The organism is Cupriavidus necator A5-1, assembly GCF_000744095.1.
Lineage (GTDB): Bacteria > Pseudomonadota > Gammaproteobacteria > Burkholderiales > Burkholderiaceae > Cupriavidus > Cupriavidus necator_A.
Window position 1 is genome coordinate 4,465,194 of sequence record NZ_JQLI01000001.1, and the last position, 15,685, is coordinate 4,480,878.

The 15,685-nt window shown below is 61.7% G+C and carries 13 protein-coding genes, 2 tRNA genes and 3 rRNA genes; 11 read left to right on the plus strand and 7 right to left on the minus strand.

What is annotated here, in order from left to right:
• Position 1: 1 nt before the first annotated feature.
• Together K307_RS19830 and K307_RS19835 are read left to right on the plus strand one after the other, a co-directional pair.
• Positions 2-343, plus strand: a complete 342-nt coding sequence (locus K307_RS19830) for a carboxymuconolactone decarboxylase family protein (RefSeq protein ID WP_042880657.1) — start codon at positions 2-4, stop codon at positions 341-343.
• A 41-nt stretch (positions 344-384) separates the two neighbouring features.
• Positions 385-1,146, plus strand: a complete 762-nt coding sequence (locus K307_RS19835; protein ID WP_042880658.1) for a lipoyl protein ligase domain-containing protein — start codon at positions 385-387, stop codon at positions 1,144-1,146.
• A gap of 5 nt (positions 1,147-1,151) precedes the next feature.
• Here K307_RS19835 and K307_RS19840 read toward each other — a convergent pair whose 3' ends face one another.
• Positions 1,152-1,919, minus strand: coding sequence for a DUF3047 domain-containing protein (locus K307_RS19840; RefSeq protein ID WP_051974976.1), 768 nt, complete (start codon positions 1,917-1,919; stop codon positions 1,152-1,154).
• A 68-nt stretch (positions 1,920-1,987) separates the two neighbouring features.
• On the opposite strand from K307_RS19840, the gene K307_RS19845 reads away from it, so the two are divergent.
• Positions 1,988-2,215, plus strand: coding sequence for a hypothetical protein (locus tag K307_RS19845; protein ID WP_155301178.1), 228 nt, complete (start codon positions 1,988-1,990; stop codon positions 2,213-2,215).
• A 155-nt stretch (positions 2,216-2,370) separates the two neighbouring features.
• Here the strand turns inward: K307_RS19845 and K307_RS19850 are convergent, their stop codons facing one another.
• Positions 2,371-3,192 carry a hypothetical protein gene (locus K307_RS19850; RefSeq protein ID WP_042880662.1) on the minus strand — a complete coding sequence of 274 codons (822 nt, stop codon included), beginning with the start codon at positions 3,190-3,192 and terminating at the stop codon, positions 2,371-2,373.
• A gap of 394 nt (positions 3,193-3,586) precedes the next feature.
• Positions 3,587-3,976, minus strand: coding sequence for an OsmC family protein (locus K307_RS19855; protein WP_042880663.1), 390 nt, complete (start codon positions 3,974-3,976; stop codon positions 3,587-3,589).
• A gap of 574 nt (positions 3,977-4,550) precedes the next feature.
• On the opposite strand from K307_RS19855, the gene K307_RS19860 reads away from it, so the two are divergent.
• From K307_RS19860 to K307_RS19885, 6 genes are all read left to right on the plus strand, one after another.
• Positions 4,551-6,082 (plus strand): 16S ribosomal RNA (locus K307_RS19860).
• A 62-nt stretch (positions 6,083-6,144) separates the two neighbouring features.
• A tRNA-Ile gene (locus K307_RS19865) sits at positions 6,145-6,221 on the plus strand.
• Between the two features lie 12 nt (positions 6,222-6,233).
• Positions 6,234-6,309: transfer RNA gene (locus tag K307_RS19870), tRNA-Ala, on the plus strand.
• A 297-nt stretch (positions 6,310-6,606) separates the two neighbouring features.
• Positions 6,607-9,485 (plus strand): 23S ribosomal RNA (locus K307_RS19875).
• A 116-nt stretch (positions 9,486-9,601) separates the two neighbouring features.
• Positions 9,602-9,715, plus strand: a 5S ribosomal RNA gene (gene rrf, locus K307_RS19880).
• Together the 16S, 23S and 5S rRNA genes with 2 tRNA genes alongside form the textbook arrangement of a ribosomal RNA operon.
• A gap of 155 nt (positions 9,716-9,870) precedes the next feature.
• On the plus strand, positions 9,871-10,149 hold the full coding sequence (locus tag K307_RS19885; protein ID WP_080745070.1) for a GIY-YIG nuclease family protein: 279 nt from the start codon (positions 9,871-9,873) through the stop codon (positions 10,147-10,149).
• Positions 10,150-10,221: 72 nt separating this feature from the next.
• On the opposite strand, the gene K307_RS19890 is transcribed toward K307_RS19885, so the two are convergent.
• Both K307_RS19890 and K307_RS19895 read right to left on the minus strand, forming a co-directional pair.
• Entirely contained in the window at positions 10,222-10,644 is a 423-nt protein-coding gene (locus tag K307_RS19890) for an organic hydroperoxide resistance protein (protein WP_042880665.1), read from the minus strand.
• Between the two features lie 45 nt (positions 10,645-10,689).
• Positions 10,690-11,166, minus strand: coding sequence for a MarR family winged helix-turn-helix transcriptional regulator (locus K307_RS19895; RefSeq protein WP_042880666.1), 477 nt, complete (start codon positions 11,164-11,166; stop codon positions 10,690-10,692).
• A gap of 171 nt (positions 11,167-11,337) precedes the next feature.
• On the opposite strand from K307_RS19895, the gene K307_RS19900 reads away from it, so the two are divergent.
• A complete protein-coding gene (locus K307_RS19900; RefSeq protein ID WP_042880668.1) occupies positions 11,338-12,804 on the plus strand; it encodes a DegQ family serine endoprotease in 1,467 nt (488 codons plus the stop codon).
• Positions 12,805-13,053: 249 nt separating this feature from the next.
• On the plus strand, positions 13,054-13,377 hold the full coding sequence (locus K307_RS19905; protein ID WP_022537394.1) for a hypothetical protein: 324 nt from the start codon (positions 13,054-13,056) through the stop codon (positions 13,375-13,377).
• A 175-nt stretch (positions 13,378-13,552) separates the two neighbouring features.
• Here K307_RS19905 and K307_RS19910 read toward each other — a convergent pair whose 3' ends face one another.
• Both K307_RS19910 and K307_RS19915 read right to left on the minus strand, forming a co-directional pair.
• Positions 13,553-15,142 carry an MFS transporter gene (locus tag K307_RS19910; protein ID WP_042880670.1) on the minus strand — a complete coding sequence of 530 codons (1,590 nt, stop codon included), beginning with the start codon at positions 15,140-15,142 and terminating at the stop codon, positions 13,553-13,555.
• Complete coding sequence (locus K307_RS19915; RefSeq protein ID WP_042880672.1) at positions 15,139-15,627, minus strand: MarR family winged helix-turn-helix transcriptional regulator; 489 nt, start codon at positions 15,625-15,627, stop codon at positions 15,139-15,141. Before K307_RS19915 ends, K307_RS19910 begins: the two co-directional genes overlap by 4 nt.
• Positions 15,628-15,685: the final 58 nt, after the last annotated feature.

The following is a 15,685-nucleotide window of genomic DNA, read 5'->3' on the forward strand; positions in this document are numbered from 1 at the left end:
AATGACGACAGAACTGAAGACGCGACTGACGCAGATAAACCAGCAGTTCGCCGCGCTTGGCAAGGCCCAGCCCGGCGCGATGAGCGCCTTCCAGGGGCTGATGAAGTCTGCCACCCAGGATGGCAGTTTGTCCGCTGCCATCAAGGAGTTGATCGCCGTCGCGCTGGCCGTGCAGAAGGGCTGCGACGACTGCGTGCTGTTCCACACCAGCCAGGCGCTGCGCCATGGCGCCACGCGCGAGCAGCTCGCCGAAGTGCTGGCCATCAATATCGAGATGGGCGGCGGGCCCGGCGCCATGTACGGTTCGAAGGCGCTGGCCTATTTCGATGCGCTCAACGGCTAGCCTTGTTAGACTCCGCGCATTGCAGCCACCGGGCACGAGCCATGCCATTTGAATTTGTCGATGCCGCCGGTATTGCGCAGCCGGATGGCGATCCGCTGCAGGACGAACTGGCATTGCTCGAACTCGCGGCACAGGGCCGGCAGGTGGCGAAACTGTGGGAAGCCCCGCTGTCGCTGGTGGTGCCGCGCACCTACCAGCGTCACACGGCGCTGGAGACAGCGCGCGCCGACTTTGCGCGGCAGGGCTGCCCCGTGTTCCTGCGCATGTCGGGCGGCGGGCTGGTACCGCAAGGGCCCGGCATCCTGAACCTGAGCCTGGCCTACGCCGTGGGGCGGCCGCCGGGCGCGCTCAGCGACGCCGTCTACCTGCACCTGTGCGAGGTCATCGGCAAGGCGCTGCAGTCGCTGGCGGTGGATACCCATTGGCAGGCGGTGGCCGGTTCGTTCTGCGACGGGCGCTACAACCTGGCATGGGGGCCGCCCGACGCGGCGCGCAAGATTGCCGGCACGGCGCAGTACTGGCGGCGCGCACCGGCCGCAATGCAATCGCCCGACGGGCAGCGCCACCTGGTGCTCGCCCACGCGGTGTTGCTGGTGACCGCCGATCCCGAGTCCATCAACGCGCGCGCCAATGCGTTCGAAGCGGCCATCGACAGCGGGCGGCACTACGATGCAGGCAAGGTCGTCAGCGTGCGCGAAGCGCGCTCGGCGCAGGGGTTGAATGCCGATGATGACGCTGCGCTGATGGCGCAGGTATCGGGGGCCTTGCGGCAAACCGTCGCGCGGACACCGCCACCGGCCTGACCGCCCTAACCGCCCGGCAGGAAGCGGATGTCGCCGTACCAGGCACGCGCGGTGGTGTTGGTGTTGTCGGTATCGGTCATGACGCCGTACGCCTTGAGCGGGCCCGGCGGTTCGTGGAACACCCTTTCATAGTCCTGCACCACGTTGCGGCGCAGGCTCTGCCATTTGCCCGCGTCGCCCGCCTCGCCCGACACCACGATCATCTGCACCCGTCCAGTATGCGGATTGGGGATGACGCTGCCGGGCGCGGCGCTCGGCGACCAGACATACATCAGCGTGGCATAGGGCAGTTCTTCGCCGCCCAGGCTCTTGGCGAGCTGCATGGTGGTGCGGTCGCCGAGCGAGAGCTTGCTCTTGTCGCCTTCGAAGAAGAACACCAGGCGCGCCGGCGCGTCCTCATGCGCGCCATCGCTGTTGTCTGCGCCGGGAATCGGGGCTTCGACTTTCCAGCGCCATGCAACGACCGGCGTGCGGGCCAGGTCGATATCGCCTTCATGCATCAGTGCCGAAGCGGAATGGCTGGCGTCGGCCTGCAGTACCGTGGTGCGGCCGTCGGCCACCAATTGATAGCTGGTGATGGCCTTGCCTTCGGCCACTGGTAAATTTTTCCAGTCGGATGGCAGGGCACTGCCCGGCTTGCGCGCGGAAACGGAGAGCCCCGGCTTGTCGCTCTGCGCAAGGGAAGGCAGCGCAGCCAGCATCAGCGTGGCACACAGGGCAATGTGCAGGGCGGGCGTGGTCGTCATGATGGTCGGTACGGAGGCTTTTGGCATTGGCGTGATGCAAGGCTTGTGCCCGTGGTGTTTTCGGATAGCCTTGCGCCATCGATCGTACCGGAGACTTGCTTGGAAACGCTTGCAGTGTGGTGGGGTGGGTGCTGCGCGCCTGCATGGCCGAGGCCTTCTTCTATGCGATCGGCTGGGCGGTGCTCAGGGTTGTCACGCTGGGCCGCTATCCGCAACGGGCGCGCGACATGAACGAGTGGCTGTCGGACGCGGACCTGATCGCCCTGGTCGGGGTGGTGACGGTGGTTGCGGTGGTGGTCGCACTCCTATGGTGGAGCCGCTGAGGCAGACACCAAAAAAATCGCGGCCCGCACGGGGCCGCAAATCGGGAATGCGAGGAGGTCAGTTTCCTCAGGAGACGTTATCGGCGCAAAGGGCGGGGCCAGGACCCCACTTCGGTGGGGCGCATCGATCACAACGAGGTGGGGCGAGCGCCCGCTTACGCTATCAGGTAGGTGGAATGCGGGTCGGGCTGTGCCGCGGCGCGCAGCTTGCGCACGTTGCCTTCCAGCTCCGCATGGGCGGCGTCCAGCCAGGCGACGCGATGGCGCACCGGGTCCTTGGCCGACAGGTCGCTGGCGGCGATCTCGCGCAGGAAATAGCGCACCATGCTGCCGGCGCGGGCCGGCACCGGCATCATCCCCAGCAACTGTGGCCGCGCCAGCAGGCGGTGGCTCACTGCATGCCGCAGTCCCGCCCAGGCAGTACGGCCCAGCGCGATGTAGAGCGCATCGGTGCGCATCTGCCGGATGGCGCCCAGGAACCGCGCTTCGAAAACTTCGTGCAGCATCGGCACCTCCAGCAATTCTTCCAGCGGCCCGTCGAACGCCAGGCCGCGCCGCGTGGTGGCATGCGGCAGCAAGGCCAGCGGCTGCAGGCGCTCGAAGCCCTCGTTCCAAAGTGCCGCCGCATGCGGCAGGCCGGCCAGCTCCGGCACGCGGAAATGGTCGAGCATGCGGATCAGGTTGGGCCGCACCAGCTTGCCGCCCAGTTCCACGCGCCGCTTGTTCTCGCGCTGGATCACGCGGCCAGGCGCATGGGCGTGCAGCAACTCCTCGGTGACGGCGGCGGCCAGCCGCACATGGGCATGGCCGGGGGTGGTGCTGACCAGCACCAGTGGTGCTTCGATATTCAGGTATTCGCAGGGCACGTAGTGCATGGCGTACGTGCTGTCCTGCGCCACCACGACCGGTTTGGCGATCACGCCGGCCGCGCCCGCAAGACGTACCTGCGAGCAATATGCTTCGATGAAGTTGGTCAAGGAGTCCCCCGCTCACTACGATGTATATGCGCTTTTTTTATTGTTCTGCTGTCGTCCATGGTAAGCCTGCGATGCATGGCACACAAAGCGCGCGGCGTCGGTTAGGCCGCAAAGCGACGAAACCTTGGTGGGCCAGCCAACACTCCGAACGGGCTTGTCCCCCGAACGGGTCCACCTGTGCTGGTTGCATCGATGCGGATACGGTAGCGCGGCGCTCGCGTCAGGACGATGACAGCGCGCGGGGGACGCCGGCGTCATGGAGACGCTTGAGGGAGCAGCGCTGTCGGCAAGAAAAAACCGGACACGAGACGTGTCCGGCGAACCAACTCAGGTCGTGCCTGATCCCGAGTCATTAAATGATAACGATTATCATTTGCAAAAGCAATGGCTGGGATCAGGCAATGGAGGTCTGGATCGAGAACTGTCCGGACAGGGTCTTGTGAACCGGGCAACGGTTGGCCACGCGCAGCAGGTCGTCCAGGACTTCGGGCGCCAGTTCGCCAGTTACCTTTACCTCACGCTTTATCGTATAGGTGCCGTTCGCCTCTTCATGGCCGATAGAGACGTGGATGCCGCTGACGGCGTAGCCCTTGCGTTTGGCATAGAGCTGCAGGGTAAGCGTGGTGCAGGCCGCCAGCGCCGAATCCAGTAGGTCATGCGGGTTCGGATACTGGGTGTCCCCGCCTGCGGAGGCGTCCAGGTCGGCCTGCCATTTGGCGGTGCCATTGGTCAGGTGGCAGATGGTATTGCCCTGGCTCGGCTGCCATGTCGCTTGGATAGTCATCGAACTTCCCCATCTATAATTAAGAGGCGGCCCGGTGGGCCGGAGCAGTCATTCTATACAGGCCCATGTCGATCGCAAGAAGCGTCGCGTGCACCACTTGGAAAGGACTTTGGCTGCTTTGCGAAAAAGTGCTTGCCAAGCCCGCATGGCTCCCTTAATATTCGCCCCCTCGCAACACAACGCAGCGCTGCAAAGCAGACGCAGCAAGGGTTGCGGGGTTGACCGGGAGGTCAGCGCAGCGAGGTTTGCAGCGCTGACCGGAGCAAAAAAAGATTGCTGAAACGGTTGACGAAGCGAAGAAAGCGCTGCATAATCTCTTTCTCTGCTGCTGACGCAGCGACGCAAACGGCAAAGCCGGAGGCGCGGTCGAAAGACCGGGTTCTTTAACAACCAAACAACCGATAAGTGTGGGCGCTGGGTAGCGGACGCCGCTGTCTTCGGACAGTGATGCTTCAAAAGTTATCAGTGCTCGCACAGCAAAACGTGACTGGGTCTTCGGATCTGGTCAGTCAGTTTTCTGAGAGTGAGCGACCGCTCGAAAGAGCGAGGACCCGCGAGGGTCCACACAGAGATTGAACTGAAGAGTTTGATCCTGGCTCAGATTGAACGCTGGCGGCATGCCTTACACATGCAAGTCGAACGGCAGCACGGGCTTCGGCCTGGTGGCGAGTGGCGAACGGGTGAGTAATACATCGGAACGTGCCCTGTAGTGGGGGATAACTAGTCGAAAGATTAGCTAATACCGCATACGACCTGAGGGTGAAAGCGGGGGACCGTAAGGCCTCGCGCTACAGGAGCGGCCGATGTCTGATTAGCTAGTTGGTGGGGTAAGAGCCTACCAAGGCGACGATCAGTAGCTGGTCTGAGAGGACGATCAGCCACACTGGGACTGAGACACGGCCCAGACTCCTACGGGAGGCAGCAGTGGGGAATTTTGGACAATGGGGGCAACCCTGATCCAGCAATGCCGCGTGTGTGAAGAAGGCCTTCGGGTTGTAAAGCACTTTTGTCCGGAAAGAAATGGCCTGGGTGAATACCCCGGGTCGATGACGGTACCGGAAGAATAAGCACCGGCTAACTACGTGCCAGCAGCCGCGGTAATACGTAGGGTGCGAGCGTTAATCGGAATTACTGGGCGTAAAGCGTGCGCAGGCGGTTTTGTAAGACAGGCGTGAAATCCCCGAGCTTAACTTGGGAATGGCGCTTGTGACTGCAAGGCTAGAGTATGTCAGAGGGGGGTAGAATTCCACGTGTAGCAGTGAAATGCGTAGAGATGTGGAGGAATACCGATGGCGAAGGCAGCCCCCTGGGACGTCACTGACGCTCATGCACGAAAGCGTGGGGAGCAAACAGGATTAGATACCCTGGTAGTCCACGCCCTAAACGATGTCAACTAGTTGTTGGGGATTCATTTCTTCAGTAACGTAGCTAACGCGTGAAGTTGACCGCCTGGGGAGTACGGTCGCAAGATTAAAACTCAAAGGAATTGACGGGGACCCGCACAAGCGGTGGATGATGTGGATTAATTCGATGCAACGCGAAAAACCTTACCTACCCTTGACATGCCACTAACGAAGCAGAGATGCATCAGGTGCCCGAAAGGGAAAGTGGACACAGGTGCTGCATGGCTGTCGTCAGCTCGTGTCGTGAGATGTTGGGTTAAGTCCCGCAACGAGCGCAACCCTTGTCTCTAGTTGCTACGCAAGAGCACTCTAGAGAGACTGCCGGTGACAAACCGGAGGAAGGTGGGGATGACGTCAAGTCCTCATGGCCCTTATGGGTAGGGCTTCACACGTCATACAATGGTGCGTACAGAGGGTTGCCAACCCGCGAGGGGGAGCTAATCCCAGAAAACGCATCGTAGTCCGGATCGTAGTCTGCAACTCGACTACGTGAAGCTGGAATCGCTAGTAATCGCGGATCAGCATGCCGCGGTGAATACGTTCCCGGGTCTTGTACACACCGCCCGTCACACCATGGGAGTGGGTTTTGCCAGAAGTAGTTAGCCTAACCGCAAGGAGGGCGATTACCACGGCAGGGTTCATGACTGGGGTGAAGTCGTAACAAGGTAGCCGTATCGGAAGGTGCGGCTGGATCACCTCCTTTCTAGAGGCTTGTGTCTCAAGCCTAGCGTTCACACTTATCGGTTTGTTTGCTGTTACAGCCAAGGGTCTGTAGCTCAGGTGGTTAGAGCACCGTCTTGATAAGGCGGGGGTCGTAGGTTCAAGTCCTACCAGACCCACCAAGTTATCCGTACGGGGGATTAGCTCAGCTGGGAGAGCACCTGCTTTGCAAGCAGGGGGTCGTCGGTTCGATCCCGTCATCCTCCACCATCACCTGGTACCTTGGATTGGTTGTCAAATGAAAGCGCATCGCGACGATGAGGTTGCGAGTGTTTTCATTTGGCATTGCCAAGCGATCGCAAGATCGGCTGTTCTTTAAAAATATGGGATGTAGTAAAGGTGTCGTGAAGCCTTGATGAGAGGCTGCAGTACAAAACACGATACCGGGTTGTGATTGTATCAACCAAAATGTATTTAAGTGATCGAAAGATGACTTGGAATACGGCACAAATGCGAGAACTCATCCTGTAGCGACGGTTTCGAGCGATCGAGACACACTCGTTATAGGGTCAAGCGAACAAGTGCATGTGGTGGATGCCTTGGCGATCACAGGCGATGAAGGACGCGGTAGCCTGCGAAAAGCTTCGGGGAGCTGGCAAACAAGCTTTGATCCGGAGATGTCCGAATGGGGAAACCCGGCCCGTATGGGTCATCCCACACTGAATTCATAGGTGTGGGAAGCGAACGCGGCGAACTGAAACATCTAAGTAGCTGCAGGAACAGAAATCAACCGAGATTCCCAAAGTAGTGGCGAACGAAATGGGAAGAGCCTTGTACTCTTTAGCAGTGGTGTTAGCAGAACGGGATGGAAAGCCCGGCCATAGCAGGTGATAGCCCTGTATGCGAAAACACGATTGTGGAACTAGGTGTACGACAAGTAGGGCGGGACACGTGAAATCCTGTCTGAAGATGGGGGGACCATCCTCCAAGGCTAAATACTCGTGATCGACCGATAGTGAACCAGTACCGTGAGGGAAAGGCGAAAAGAACCCCGGGAGGGGAGTGAAATAGATCCTGAAACCGCATGCATACAAACAGTCGGAGCCTGGCAACGGGTGACGGCGTACCTTTTGTATAATGGGTCAGCGACTTACATTCAGTGGCAAGCTTAACCGATTAGGGAAGGCGTAGCGAAAGCGAGTCCGAACAGGGCGTTGAGTCGCTGGGTGTAGACCCGAAACCAGATGATCTATCCATGGCCAGGTTGAAGGTGCGGTAACACGTACTGGAGGACCGAACCCACTAACGTTGAAAAGTTAGGGGATGAGCTGTGGATAGGGGTGAAAGGCTAAACAAATCTGGAAATAGCTGGTTCTCTCCGAAAACTATTTAGGTAGTGCCTCGTGTCTCACCTTCGGGGGTAGAGCACTGTCATGGTTGGGGGGTCTATTGCTGATTACCCCGCCATAGCAAACTCCGAATACCGAAGAGTGCAATCACGGGAGACAGACATCGGGTGCTAACGTCCGGTGTCAAGAGGGAAACAACCCAGACCGCCAGCTAAGGTCCCCAAATATGGCTAAGTGGGAAACGAAGTGGGAAGGCTAAAACAGTCAGGAGGTTGGCTTAGAAGCAGCCACCCTTTAAAGAAAGCGTAATAGCTCACTGATCGAGTCGTCCTGCGCGGAAGATGTAACGGGGCTAAGCCATATACCGAAGCTGCGGACGCGCGCAAGCGCGTGGTAGGAGAGCGTTCTGTAAGCCTGTGAAGGTGTCTTGTAAAGGATGCTGGAGGTATCAGAAGTGCGAATGCTGACATGAGTAGCGATAAAGGGGGTGAAAGGCCCCCTCGCCGTAAGCCCAAGGTTTCCTACGCAACGTTCATCGGCGTAGGGTGAGTCGGCCCCTAAGGCGAGGCAGAGATGCGTAGCTGATGGGAAGCAGGTTAATATTCCTGCACCGTCGTATGATGCGATGGGGGGACGGATCGCGGAAGGTTGTCCGGGTGTTGGAAGTCCCGGTCCCTGCATTGGAGAAGGCGCTTAGGCAAATCCGGGCGCGGAATTCAAGGATGTGGGGCGAGCGGCCTAGTGCTGCGAAGCAATTGGAAGTGGTTCCAAGAAAAGCCTCTAAGCTTCAGTCATACGAGACCGTACCGCAAACCGACACAGGTGGGCGAGATGAGTATTCTAAGGCGCTTGAGAGAACTCGGGAGAAGGAACTCGGCAAATTGGTACCGTAACTTCGGGATAAGGTACGCCCTGGTAGCTTGACTGGCCTGCGCCAGAAGGGTGACGGGGTTGCAATAAAATGGTGGCTGCGACTGTTTAATAAAAACACAGCACTCTGCAAACACGAAAGTGGACGTATAGGGTGTGACGCCTGCCCGGTGCCGGAAGATTAAATGATGGGGTGCAAGCTCTTGATTGAAGTCCCGGTAAACGGCGGCCGTAACTATAACGGTCCTAAGGTAGCGAAATTCCTTGTCGGGTAAGTTCCGACCTGCACGAATGGCGTAACGATGGCCACACTGTCTCCTCCCGAGACTCAGCGAAGTTGAAGTGTTTGTGATGATGCAATCTCCCCGCGGCTAGACGGAAAGACCCCATGAACCTTTACTGTAGCTTTGCATTGGACTTTGAACCGATCTGTGTAGGATAGGTGGGAGGCTTTGAAGCGTGGACGCTAGTTCACGTGGAGCCGTCCTTGAAATACCACCCTGGTTTGTTTGAGGTTCTAACCTTGACCCGTGAATCCGGGTCGGGGACAGTGCATGGTAGGCAGTTTGACTGGGGCGGTCTCCTCCCAAAGTGTAACGGAGGAGTTCGAAGGTACGCTTGGTACGGTCGGACATCGTACCTAAAGTGCAATGGCAAAAGCGTGCTTAACTGCGAGACCGACAAGTCGAGCAGGTGCGAAAGCAGGACATAGTGATCCGGTGGTTCTGAATGGAAGGGCCATCGCTCAACGGATAAAAGGTACTCTGGGGATAACAGGCTGATACCGCCCAAGAGTTCATATCGACGGCGGTGTTTGGCACCTCGATGTCGGCTCATCTCATCCTGGGGCTGTAGCCGGTCCCAAGGGTATGGCTGTTCGCCATTTAAAGAGGTACGTGAGCTGGGTTTAAAACGTCGTGAGACAGTTTGGTCCCTATCTGCCGTGGGCGTTGGAATCTTGACGGGGGCTGCTCCTAGTACGAGAGGACCGGAGTGGACGTACCGCTGGTGTACCTGTTGTCTCGCCAGAGGCATCGCAGGGTAGCTATGTACGGAAGAGATAACCGCTGAAAGCATCTAAGCGGGAAACTCGCCTGAAGATGAGGATTCCCTGGAGGCTTGACCTCCTTGAAGGGTCGTTCGAGACCAGGACGTTGATAGGCTGGGTGTGGAAGCGCAGTAATGCGTTAAGCTAACCAGTACTAATTGCCCGTAAGGCTTGATCCTATAACCAGTGTGTTTTACCTGGTGTGTGTGATCGTGTCTGTGCCAGATACGCACAACCCCCAACTACATCCCTATTCGTGACGTTGGCTTCAACCCCAGCGCCACAACCCCTTATGCCTGGTGACCATAGCGAGTTGGAACCACCCCTTCCCATCCCGAACAGGTCCGTGAAACGACTCCGCGCCGATGATAGTGCGGATTACCCGTGTGAAAGTAGGTCATCGCCAGGCTCTTATCCCGCAGAACCCCAGCCCTAACAGGCTGGGGTTTTTGCTTTGGGGCGACGGAAAACCCCTCGCCCGAGAAACCTCACCGCACCACCACGCTCGCCGCTGGCGGCGCAGGCGTAATACCATCACGGCTGATTTCCCCACTACGCCCACCCATGCCGGACGACAGCGCCTGGTATCTCTATCTTCTCGAATGCACCGGCGATTCCATCTACACCGGAATCACCACCGATGTCGCCCGGCGCTTTGCCGAGCATGTGTCGGGAAAAGGCGCGAAATATACGCGTTCACGCAAGCCGCTGCGCATCATGGCACAGCTGCGCTTTGAGACGAAATCCGAGGCGTTGAAGGCTGAAATCAAGATTAAGCGAATGAGTTCGGCGCAGAAGCGCGCATTTTGTGCTCAGCTGGTGGCGGCCGCGGCAGGACCATAGCCGGACGTCATCCAAGAAAAAACGGCCAATACCGCTAAGCGATACTGGCCGTTTGCATGAGCGGACGGGGCGTCAGGCCACGATCAGCTTCACGTCGATGTTGCCGCGGGTGGCGTTCGAGTACGGGCACACCTTGTGGGCTTCCTCGACCAGCTTCTCCGCGGCCGCGCGCTCGAAGCCCGGCAGCGAGATTTTCATTTCCACCTGGATGCCGAAGCCTTGCGGAATCGGGCCGATGCCCACCGCGCTTTCGATCGAGGCATCGGCGGGGACCGTGATCTTCTGCTGGCCGGCAACAAAGCGCATGGCGCCAATAAAGCAGGCCGCATAGCCGGCAGCAAACAGTTGCTCAGGATTCAGGCCGTCACCGGCGCCGCCCATTTCCTTGGGCACCGCCAACTTGGCGTCGAGTCGGCCGTCCGAGGTAACGGCACGGCCGTCGCGCCCGCCGGTGGCAGTGGCATGAGCGGTATAAAGGACTTTTTCGAGTGGCATTTAAGGCTCCGGTTTGGTTTGCCCGAGGGGCGTCAACGCCTGTCGTCACGCCGGCAGGCGGGTATCGGTTCGCGCTTGCTCCAGCGCCGAACGCAGTGCATGCAGGCGCTGGGTCAGGGCCTGGATCTCTTCGACCGGGCACTGCGTGGCGCACAACATCTGCTCAGGAATACGCGTCGCGGCTTGCCGCAAGGCCTGGCCGGCAGCGGTGAGGCTGACCAGCACGCGCCGTTCGTCGTCCGCGTCGCGTGTCCGGGTGACCAGCCCCGCCGATTCCAGCCGCTTGAGCAGTGGTGTCAGGGTCCCGGAATCCAACGCCAGGCGGGCGCCGAGTTCCGATACCGTCAGCGTTTGCGCTTCCCACAATACAAGCATCACCAGATACTGGGGATAAGTAAGCCCAAGCTCACTTAGCAATGGCTTATACAGCTTGGTCATTGCCAGCGAGGTGGAATACAGTGCGAAGCACAGTTGCCGGTCAAGCAACAGCCAATCAGCGGCGGAGTCGTTGTCGCGTTCCATGCTGGATATATTAGACACAATTAAATTGTGCGCAAGGTAAATTTGCACTTTTCTGAAAAGTGCTCCCTCCGCCGATCCCCAACCTTAAGTCTGTTTTAAGTCTCGGTCGCTAGCATGGTCCCGTCGCGTCGCACAGTGCCGACGCCTGATGCTCAAGGAAAGGACCCCTACATGATTCGCCAGACCATTGCTCGCACGGCCGCCGGTGTTGCGGCCCTGGCCGCCCTTGGCGGCGGGTATGCCTATCTGCAGAAGGAAGTCATCACGCCGGGATACGCGGCACCCACGCAGGCTGCGGTCGCCGCGGAGCCTGCAGCTGCCGTAGCCGCGCCGACGGACTTCTCCGGCATCGTGGCGCAGTACGGGCCCGCCGTGGTCAATATCAGCGTGACCGCACGCGCGCAGCGCACCGCGGCGCAGATGCCGCCGGGAGTCGACCCGGACGATCCGCTGTTCCAGTTCTTCAAGCGCTTCGGCCCGCAATTCCAGGGCCCGCAAGGCGGCCAGCAGCAACTGGTGCGCGGGCAGGGCTCGGGCTTTATCGTCAGCCCCGATGGCCTGATCATGACCAACGCCCACGTCGTCGACGGCGCGCAGGAGGTCACCGTCAAGCTGACCGACCGCCGCGAGTTCAAGGCCAAGGTGCTGGGCTCCGATCCGCAGACCGACGTTGCCGTGATCCGCATCGACGCCAGGGACCTGCCGACCGTGCGCCTGGGCGATCCGTCGCGCGTCCGGGTCGGTGAGCCGGTGCTGGCGATCGGCTCGCCCTACGGCTTCGAGAACACCGTGACCGCAGGCATCGTCAGCGCCAAGTCGCGCTCGCTGCCGGACGATACCTACGTGCCGTTCATCCAGACCGACGTCGCAGTCAACCCTGGCAACTCGGGCGGCCCGCTATTCAACCAGCGCGGCGAGGTGGTCGGTATCAACTCGCAGATCTACAGCCAGACCGGCGGCTACCAGGGGCTGTCGTTCGCGATCCCGATCGACGTCGCCACCAAGGTGCAGCAGCAGCTGGTGGCGCACGGCAAGGTCACGCGCGGGCGCCTCGGCATTAGCGTGCAGGAGGTAAACCAGGCGCTTGCGCAGTCGTTCGGATTGCCCAAGCCGACCGGTGCGCTGGTCAACTCGGTCGAGCCTGACAGCCCCGCCGCACGGGCGGGGGTAAAGCCCGGCGACGTGATCGTGCAGCTGGACAATGACGTGATCGACCATTCGGGCGACCTGCCCGAGCACGTGGCCGATATCAAGCCGGGCACGCAGACCACGCTGAAGATCATCCGCAAGGGTGAGCCGATGACGTTGTCGGTGAAGGTCGGCACGGCCAGGGACCAGGCGGTCACGCAGAAGGGCGGCGCCAACGAGGCGAGCGGCCGGCTCGGCCTGGCGGTGCGTCCGCTCACGCCGGCCGAGAAGCGCGGCAGCGGCATCGACGGCGGCCTGGTGGTCGAGGACGTGACCGGACCGGCCGCGCGCGTCGGCATCCAGCCGGGCGACGTGATCCTGTCGCTCAATGGCACGCCGATCAGTTCGGCCGAGCAGCTCAAGTCGCTGGTGTCGAAATCGGGCAAGCAGGTGGCACTGCTGGTGCAGCGCGACGATGCCCGCATCTTCATTCCGCTCGATCTGGGCTGATCGGCGCGGGCACGCGCAACTGCCCGCAAGCCCGCCTGCAATCCGTTTACTGGCAAGGCTTCGACGACATCGCGGGCCGTATACCTGGAGGGGTATACGGCCCGCTAAGCCTTGCGGGAGGCGGCATTGCGCGCAACGAACTACTTACAGAAGCCGCGCCAACAGGTATCATCTCGACTGCGATGCACGAAGCATGCGGCGGTAGCCCCCGCCGACCCTGGTTCTGCTGAATCGACAAAGAGGAAGTCTATGCAGTTGGATTTCACCCGTGCCACGACGCCGGGTACCGAGAGAGCGCGGCGACTGACGTCCACCGCTGGCTCCGCGCCGAAGCCCCGACGGCGCAAGAAAGTCGTCGCCCCGCACTGGGAGCGAGGCTACCGCTCGCACTTTTACCGCAACGAACGCGGCGACAAGCTTGGCGAAGTGCGCCTGTCCGAGCGCGGCGAGATCCCCGTGGTCTACCACTGGGCCGCCGGCAATTACTCTGGCGCAGAAGGTTCGCTGGCCCACGCGCGTGCGCGCGTCGAAGAGACCATTGGTTTCGGCATGCGCCAGCTGTCGCTGTTCTGAGCAGGTACTTCGCCGGTGCCGCGTCCGCCGGCACTGCAACCCGTCCGCGCCATCGCAATATGCGCGGCGACTCCGCATCTCCCCGATTTCCGCAGTTGTCCCTCGGTTGCCTGCCAGTCGTCCCTCAATAGTCCGGTAGTCTCGCGCAACGCCTGCGCAGCGCCTGCGCCAGCGATCAGGCCAGCCGCCGCTGCAACAGCATGTACGCCGCCGCGCCCAGCGCCAGCACGGCAATCAGCCGATAGATATCCTCGCAGGCGATCAGCCTGGCTTGCTGTTCGATCAGCCCGCTGAGCTGGACCAGCGCGCCCTGGTGCGCCTGCGCGGCATCGAAGCCGCGCGCGGCCAGCGCCGCCTGCACTGCCGCCATCCACTGCCCGGTCTCGGCGGGCCGCTGGCCCACCGCATGCAGCAGGCTGCCATGCACGGCGAACTGGCGGTTCTGCAGCAGCACCGCGCCCAGCGCCGAGGCGAACGAACTGGCGATCTGCCGCATCAGGTTCTTGCTGCGGTAGCCGTGCGCAAAGGCATCGGCGCTCAGCGCGCGGAAGGTCGGCCCGGCGATGGGGATGATCACCAGCACCCCGAACAGGCCCTTGCCGACCAGCCCCCATGCCAGCGCCGGCGGGCCGGCGTCGGGCGGCATGCGCGAGAACCACCACGCCGCAGCGGCCATCAGCAGCAATCCGGCCACCATCAGCGGCTTCTTCCGCGGCAGCCGTGGCGCCACGCGCAGGTACACGAAGATGCCGCCCAGGCTGACCAGCGCGGCAAAGGTGTTGAGCCAGCCCGTGGTTGCCAGCGGGATCCTGAGCGCCTGCTCGGCATAGACCGGGAACAGATAGCTGCTCAGGTTGCTGATCAGGTAGTAGACGAAGTACATCGCCAGGCCGGTGAGATACACCGGCTGGCGCAGCGCGCGCAGATGCAGCACCGGTTCGCTGTGATGCCACTGGTGCCACAGGAACGCCGCCAGCAGCGCGAGGCCGGCCGCGGCCACCAGCGTGAGCCGCAGCGGATGCGAGAAGACGTCGAAGCGCGCCTCGGTCAGCGCCGCCTGCAGCGTCACGATCGCGGCGCCGAACAGCAGTAGCGGCCCGAGCGCGGGGCCGCCGGCATCGGCACGCTGGCCCGGCTGGGCGTCCGGCAGCAGCATCCAGGCGCCCAGCGTGGCCAGCGCGGCGAACGGCAGCACGCCATAGAACACGTCCTGCCACACGCCGTGGTCGATCAGCGCGGCGGCGAAGGCTGGCCCCAGCGCCGACGCCGCGAAGATGCCAATCATGAAGATGCGGGTCGCGCGCGGGCGCTCGGTCGGCCCGAACAGCACGTTGACCAGGATGCGGCAGCTGGTAAACAGCGCGCCGCCGCCCACGCCCTGGATAAAGCGCGCTGCCACCATCTGCGCCAGCGAATGGCTGGTGGCCGCCGCCACCGTGCCCGCCATGAACAGCAGCAGCGCGCCGGTCAGGTAGCAGCGGTAGCCGAAGCGGCGCGACAGCCATTGCTGCTTGAGGATCATCAGCATGCTGCCCACCGCGTAGGCGGCCTGCACCAGCGCAAAGCTGCGCGGGTCGGCGTCGATGCCGCCGACGATATGGCTCGACGCAAACACGAACATGATGTTCTCGAGGAACTCCACGCCGGTGGCCAGCGCGAGCAGCGTCATCAGCAGCGTCTGCCGTTGCCGGTGGCTGAGCCAGCGCAGCCAGCGCATGCCGACGCGAAGGGGCGACAGCGGCTGCCAGGGTGTCCCCGCTTTCATGGCTGCAGCGCCTGCAACGTCTGGTGGAGCTGCGTCAGTGCGCGCGTGGCGCCGGCCAGGCCGCTCGCGCCCAGCGGCGCCCACGCCTGTCCGTACGCTGCATGCACCGCGGGGGCGGCGCGCTCCAGCAAACGCCGGCCAGCCGGGGTCAGGGTCAGCTCCAGACTGCGCCGGTCGTGCGCGGACACCTGCCGGCGCAGCAGGCCGCGCGTCTCCAGCCCGTCGAGCAGCCGCGTCATTTGCGTACGGGTCGCGTCCAGCGTCGCGCCGAGTTCGGATGGCATGCTGGGCTGGTGTTCGTCGGCGGCCAGCATGCTGAGGACGAGGTACTGGCTCATGTCGAGGTCGAACGGCGCCAGCGCCTGGTCGATATGGCTGCGTAGCAGGCGCGCGGTGCGCATGAGCAGCCGCGAGGCGAGGATCAGGTCGCGCGGGGCTTCGGGATGGCTGGCGCAGAAGCGGTCGATGCGTTGTTCGAAGGACATGGGAGCGCTGGCGTGTAATCCACCAGAGCGGTGGATCGGTTACATTCGATATAATTAC

Coding starts and splice junctions, on each gene's coding strand:
- K307_RS19830 (WP_042880657.1), top strand. CDS start 2: ATGACGACAGAACTGAAGACGCGACTGACGCAGATAAACCAGCAGTTC.
- K307_RS19835 (WP_042880658.1), top strand. CDS start 385: ATGCCATTTGAATTTGTCGATGCCGCCGGTATTGCGCAGCCGGATGGC.
- K307_RS19840 (WP_051974976.1), bottom strand. CDS start 1,919: ATGCCAAAAGCCTCCGTACCGACCATCATGACGACCACGCCCGCCCTG.
- K307_RS19855 (WP_042880663.1), bottom strand. CDS start 3,976: ATGACTATCCAAGCGACATGGCAGCCGAGCCAGGGCAATACCATCTGC.
- K307_RS19885 (WP_080745070.1), top strand. CDS start 9,871: ATGCCGGACGACAGCGCCTGGTATCTCTATCTTCTCGAATGCACCGGC.
- K307_RS19890 (WP_042880665.1), bottom strand. CDS start 10,644: ATGCCACTCGAAAAAGTCCTTTATACCGCTCATGCCACTGCCACCGGC.
- K307_RS19895 (WP_042880666.1), bottom strand. CDS start 11,166: ATGGAACGCGACAACGACTCCGCCGCTGATTGGCTGTTGCTTGACCGG.
- K307_RS19900 (WP_042880668.1), top strand. CDS start 11,338: ATGATTCGCCAGACCATTGCTCGCACGGCCGCCGGTGTTGCGGCCCTG.
- K307_RS19905 (WP_022537394.1), top strand. CDS start 13,054: ATGCAGTTGGATTTCACCCGTGCCACGACGCCGGGTACCGAGAGAGCG.
- K307_RS19910 (WP_042880670.1), bottom strand. CDS start 15,142: ATGAAAGCGGGGACACCCTGGCAGCCGCTGTCGCCCCTTCGCGTCGGC.
- K307_RS19915 (WP_042880672.1), bottom strand. CDS start 15,627: ATGTCCTTCGAACAACGCATCGACCGCTTCTGCGCCAGCCATCCCGAA.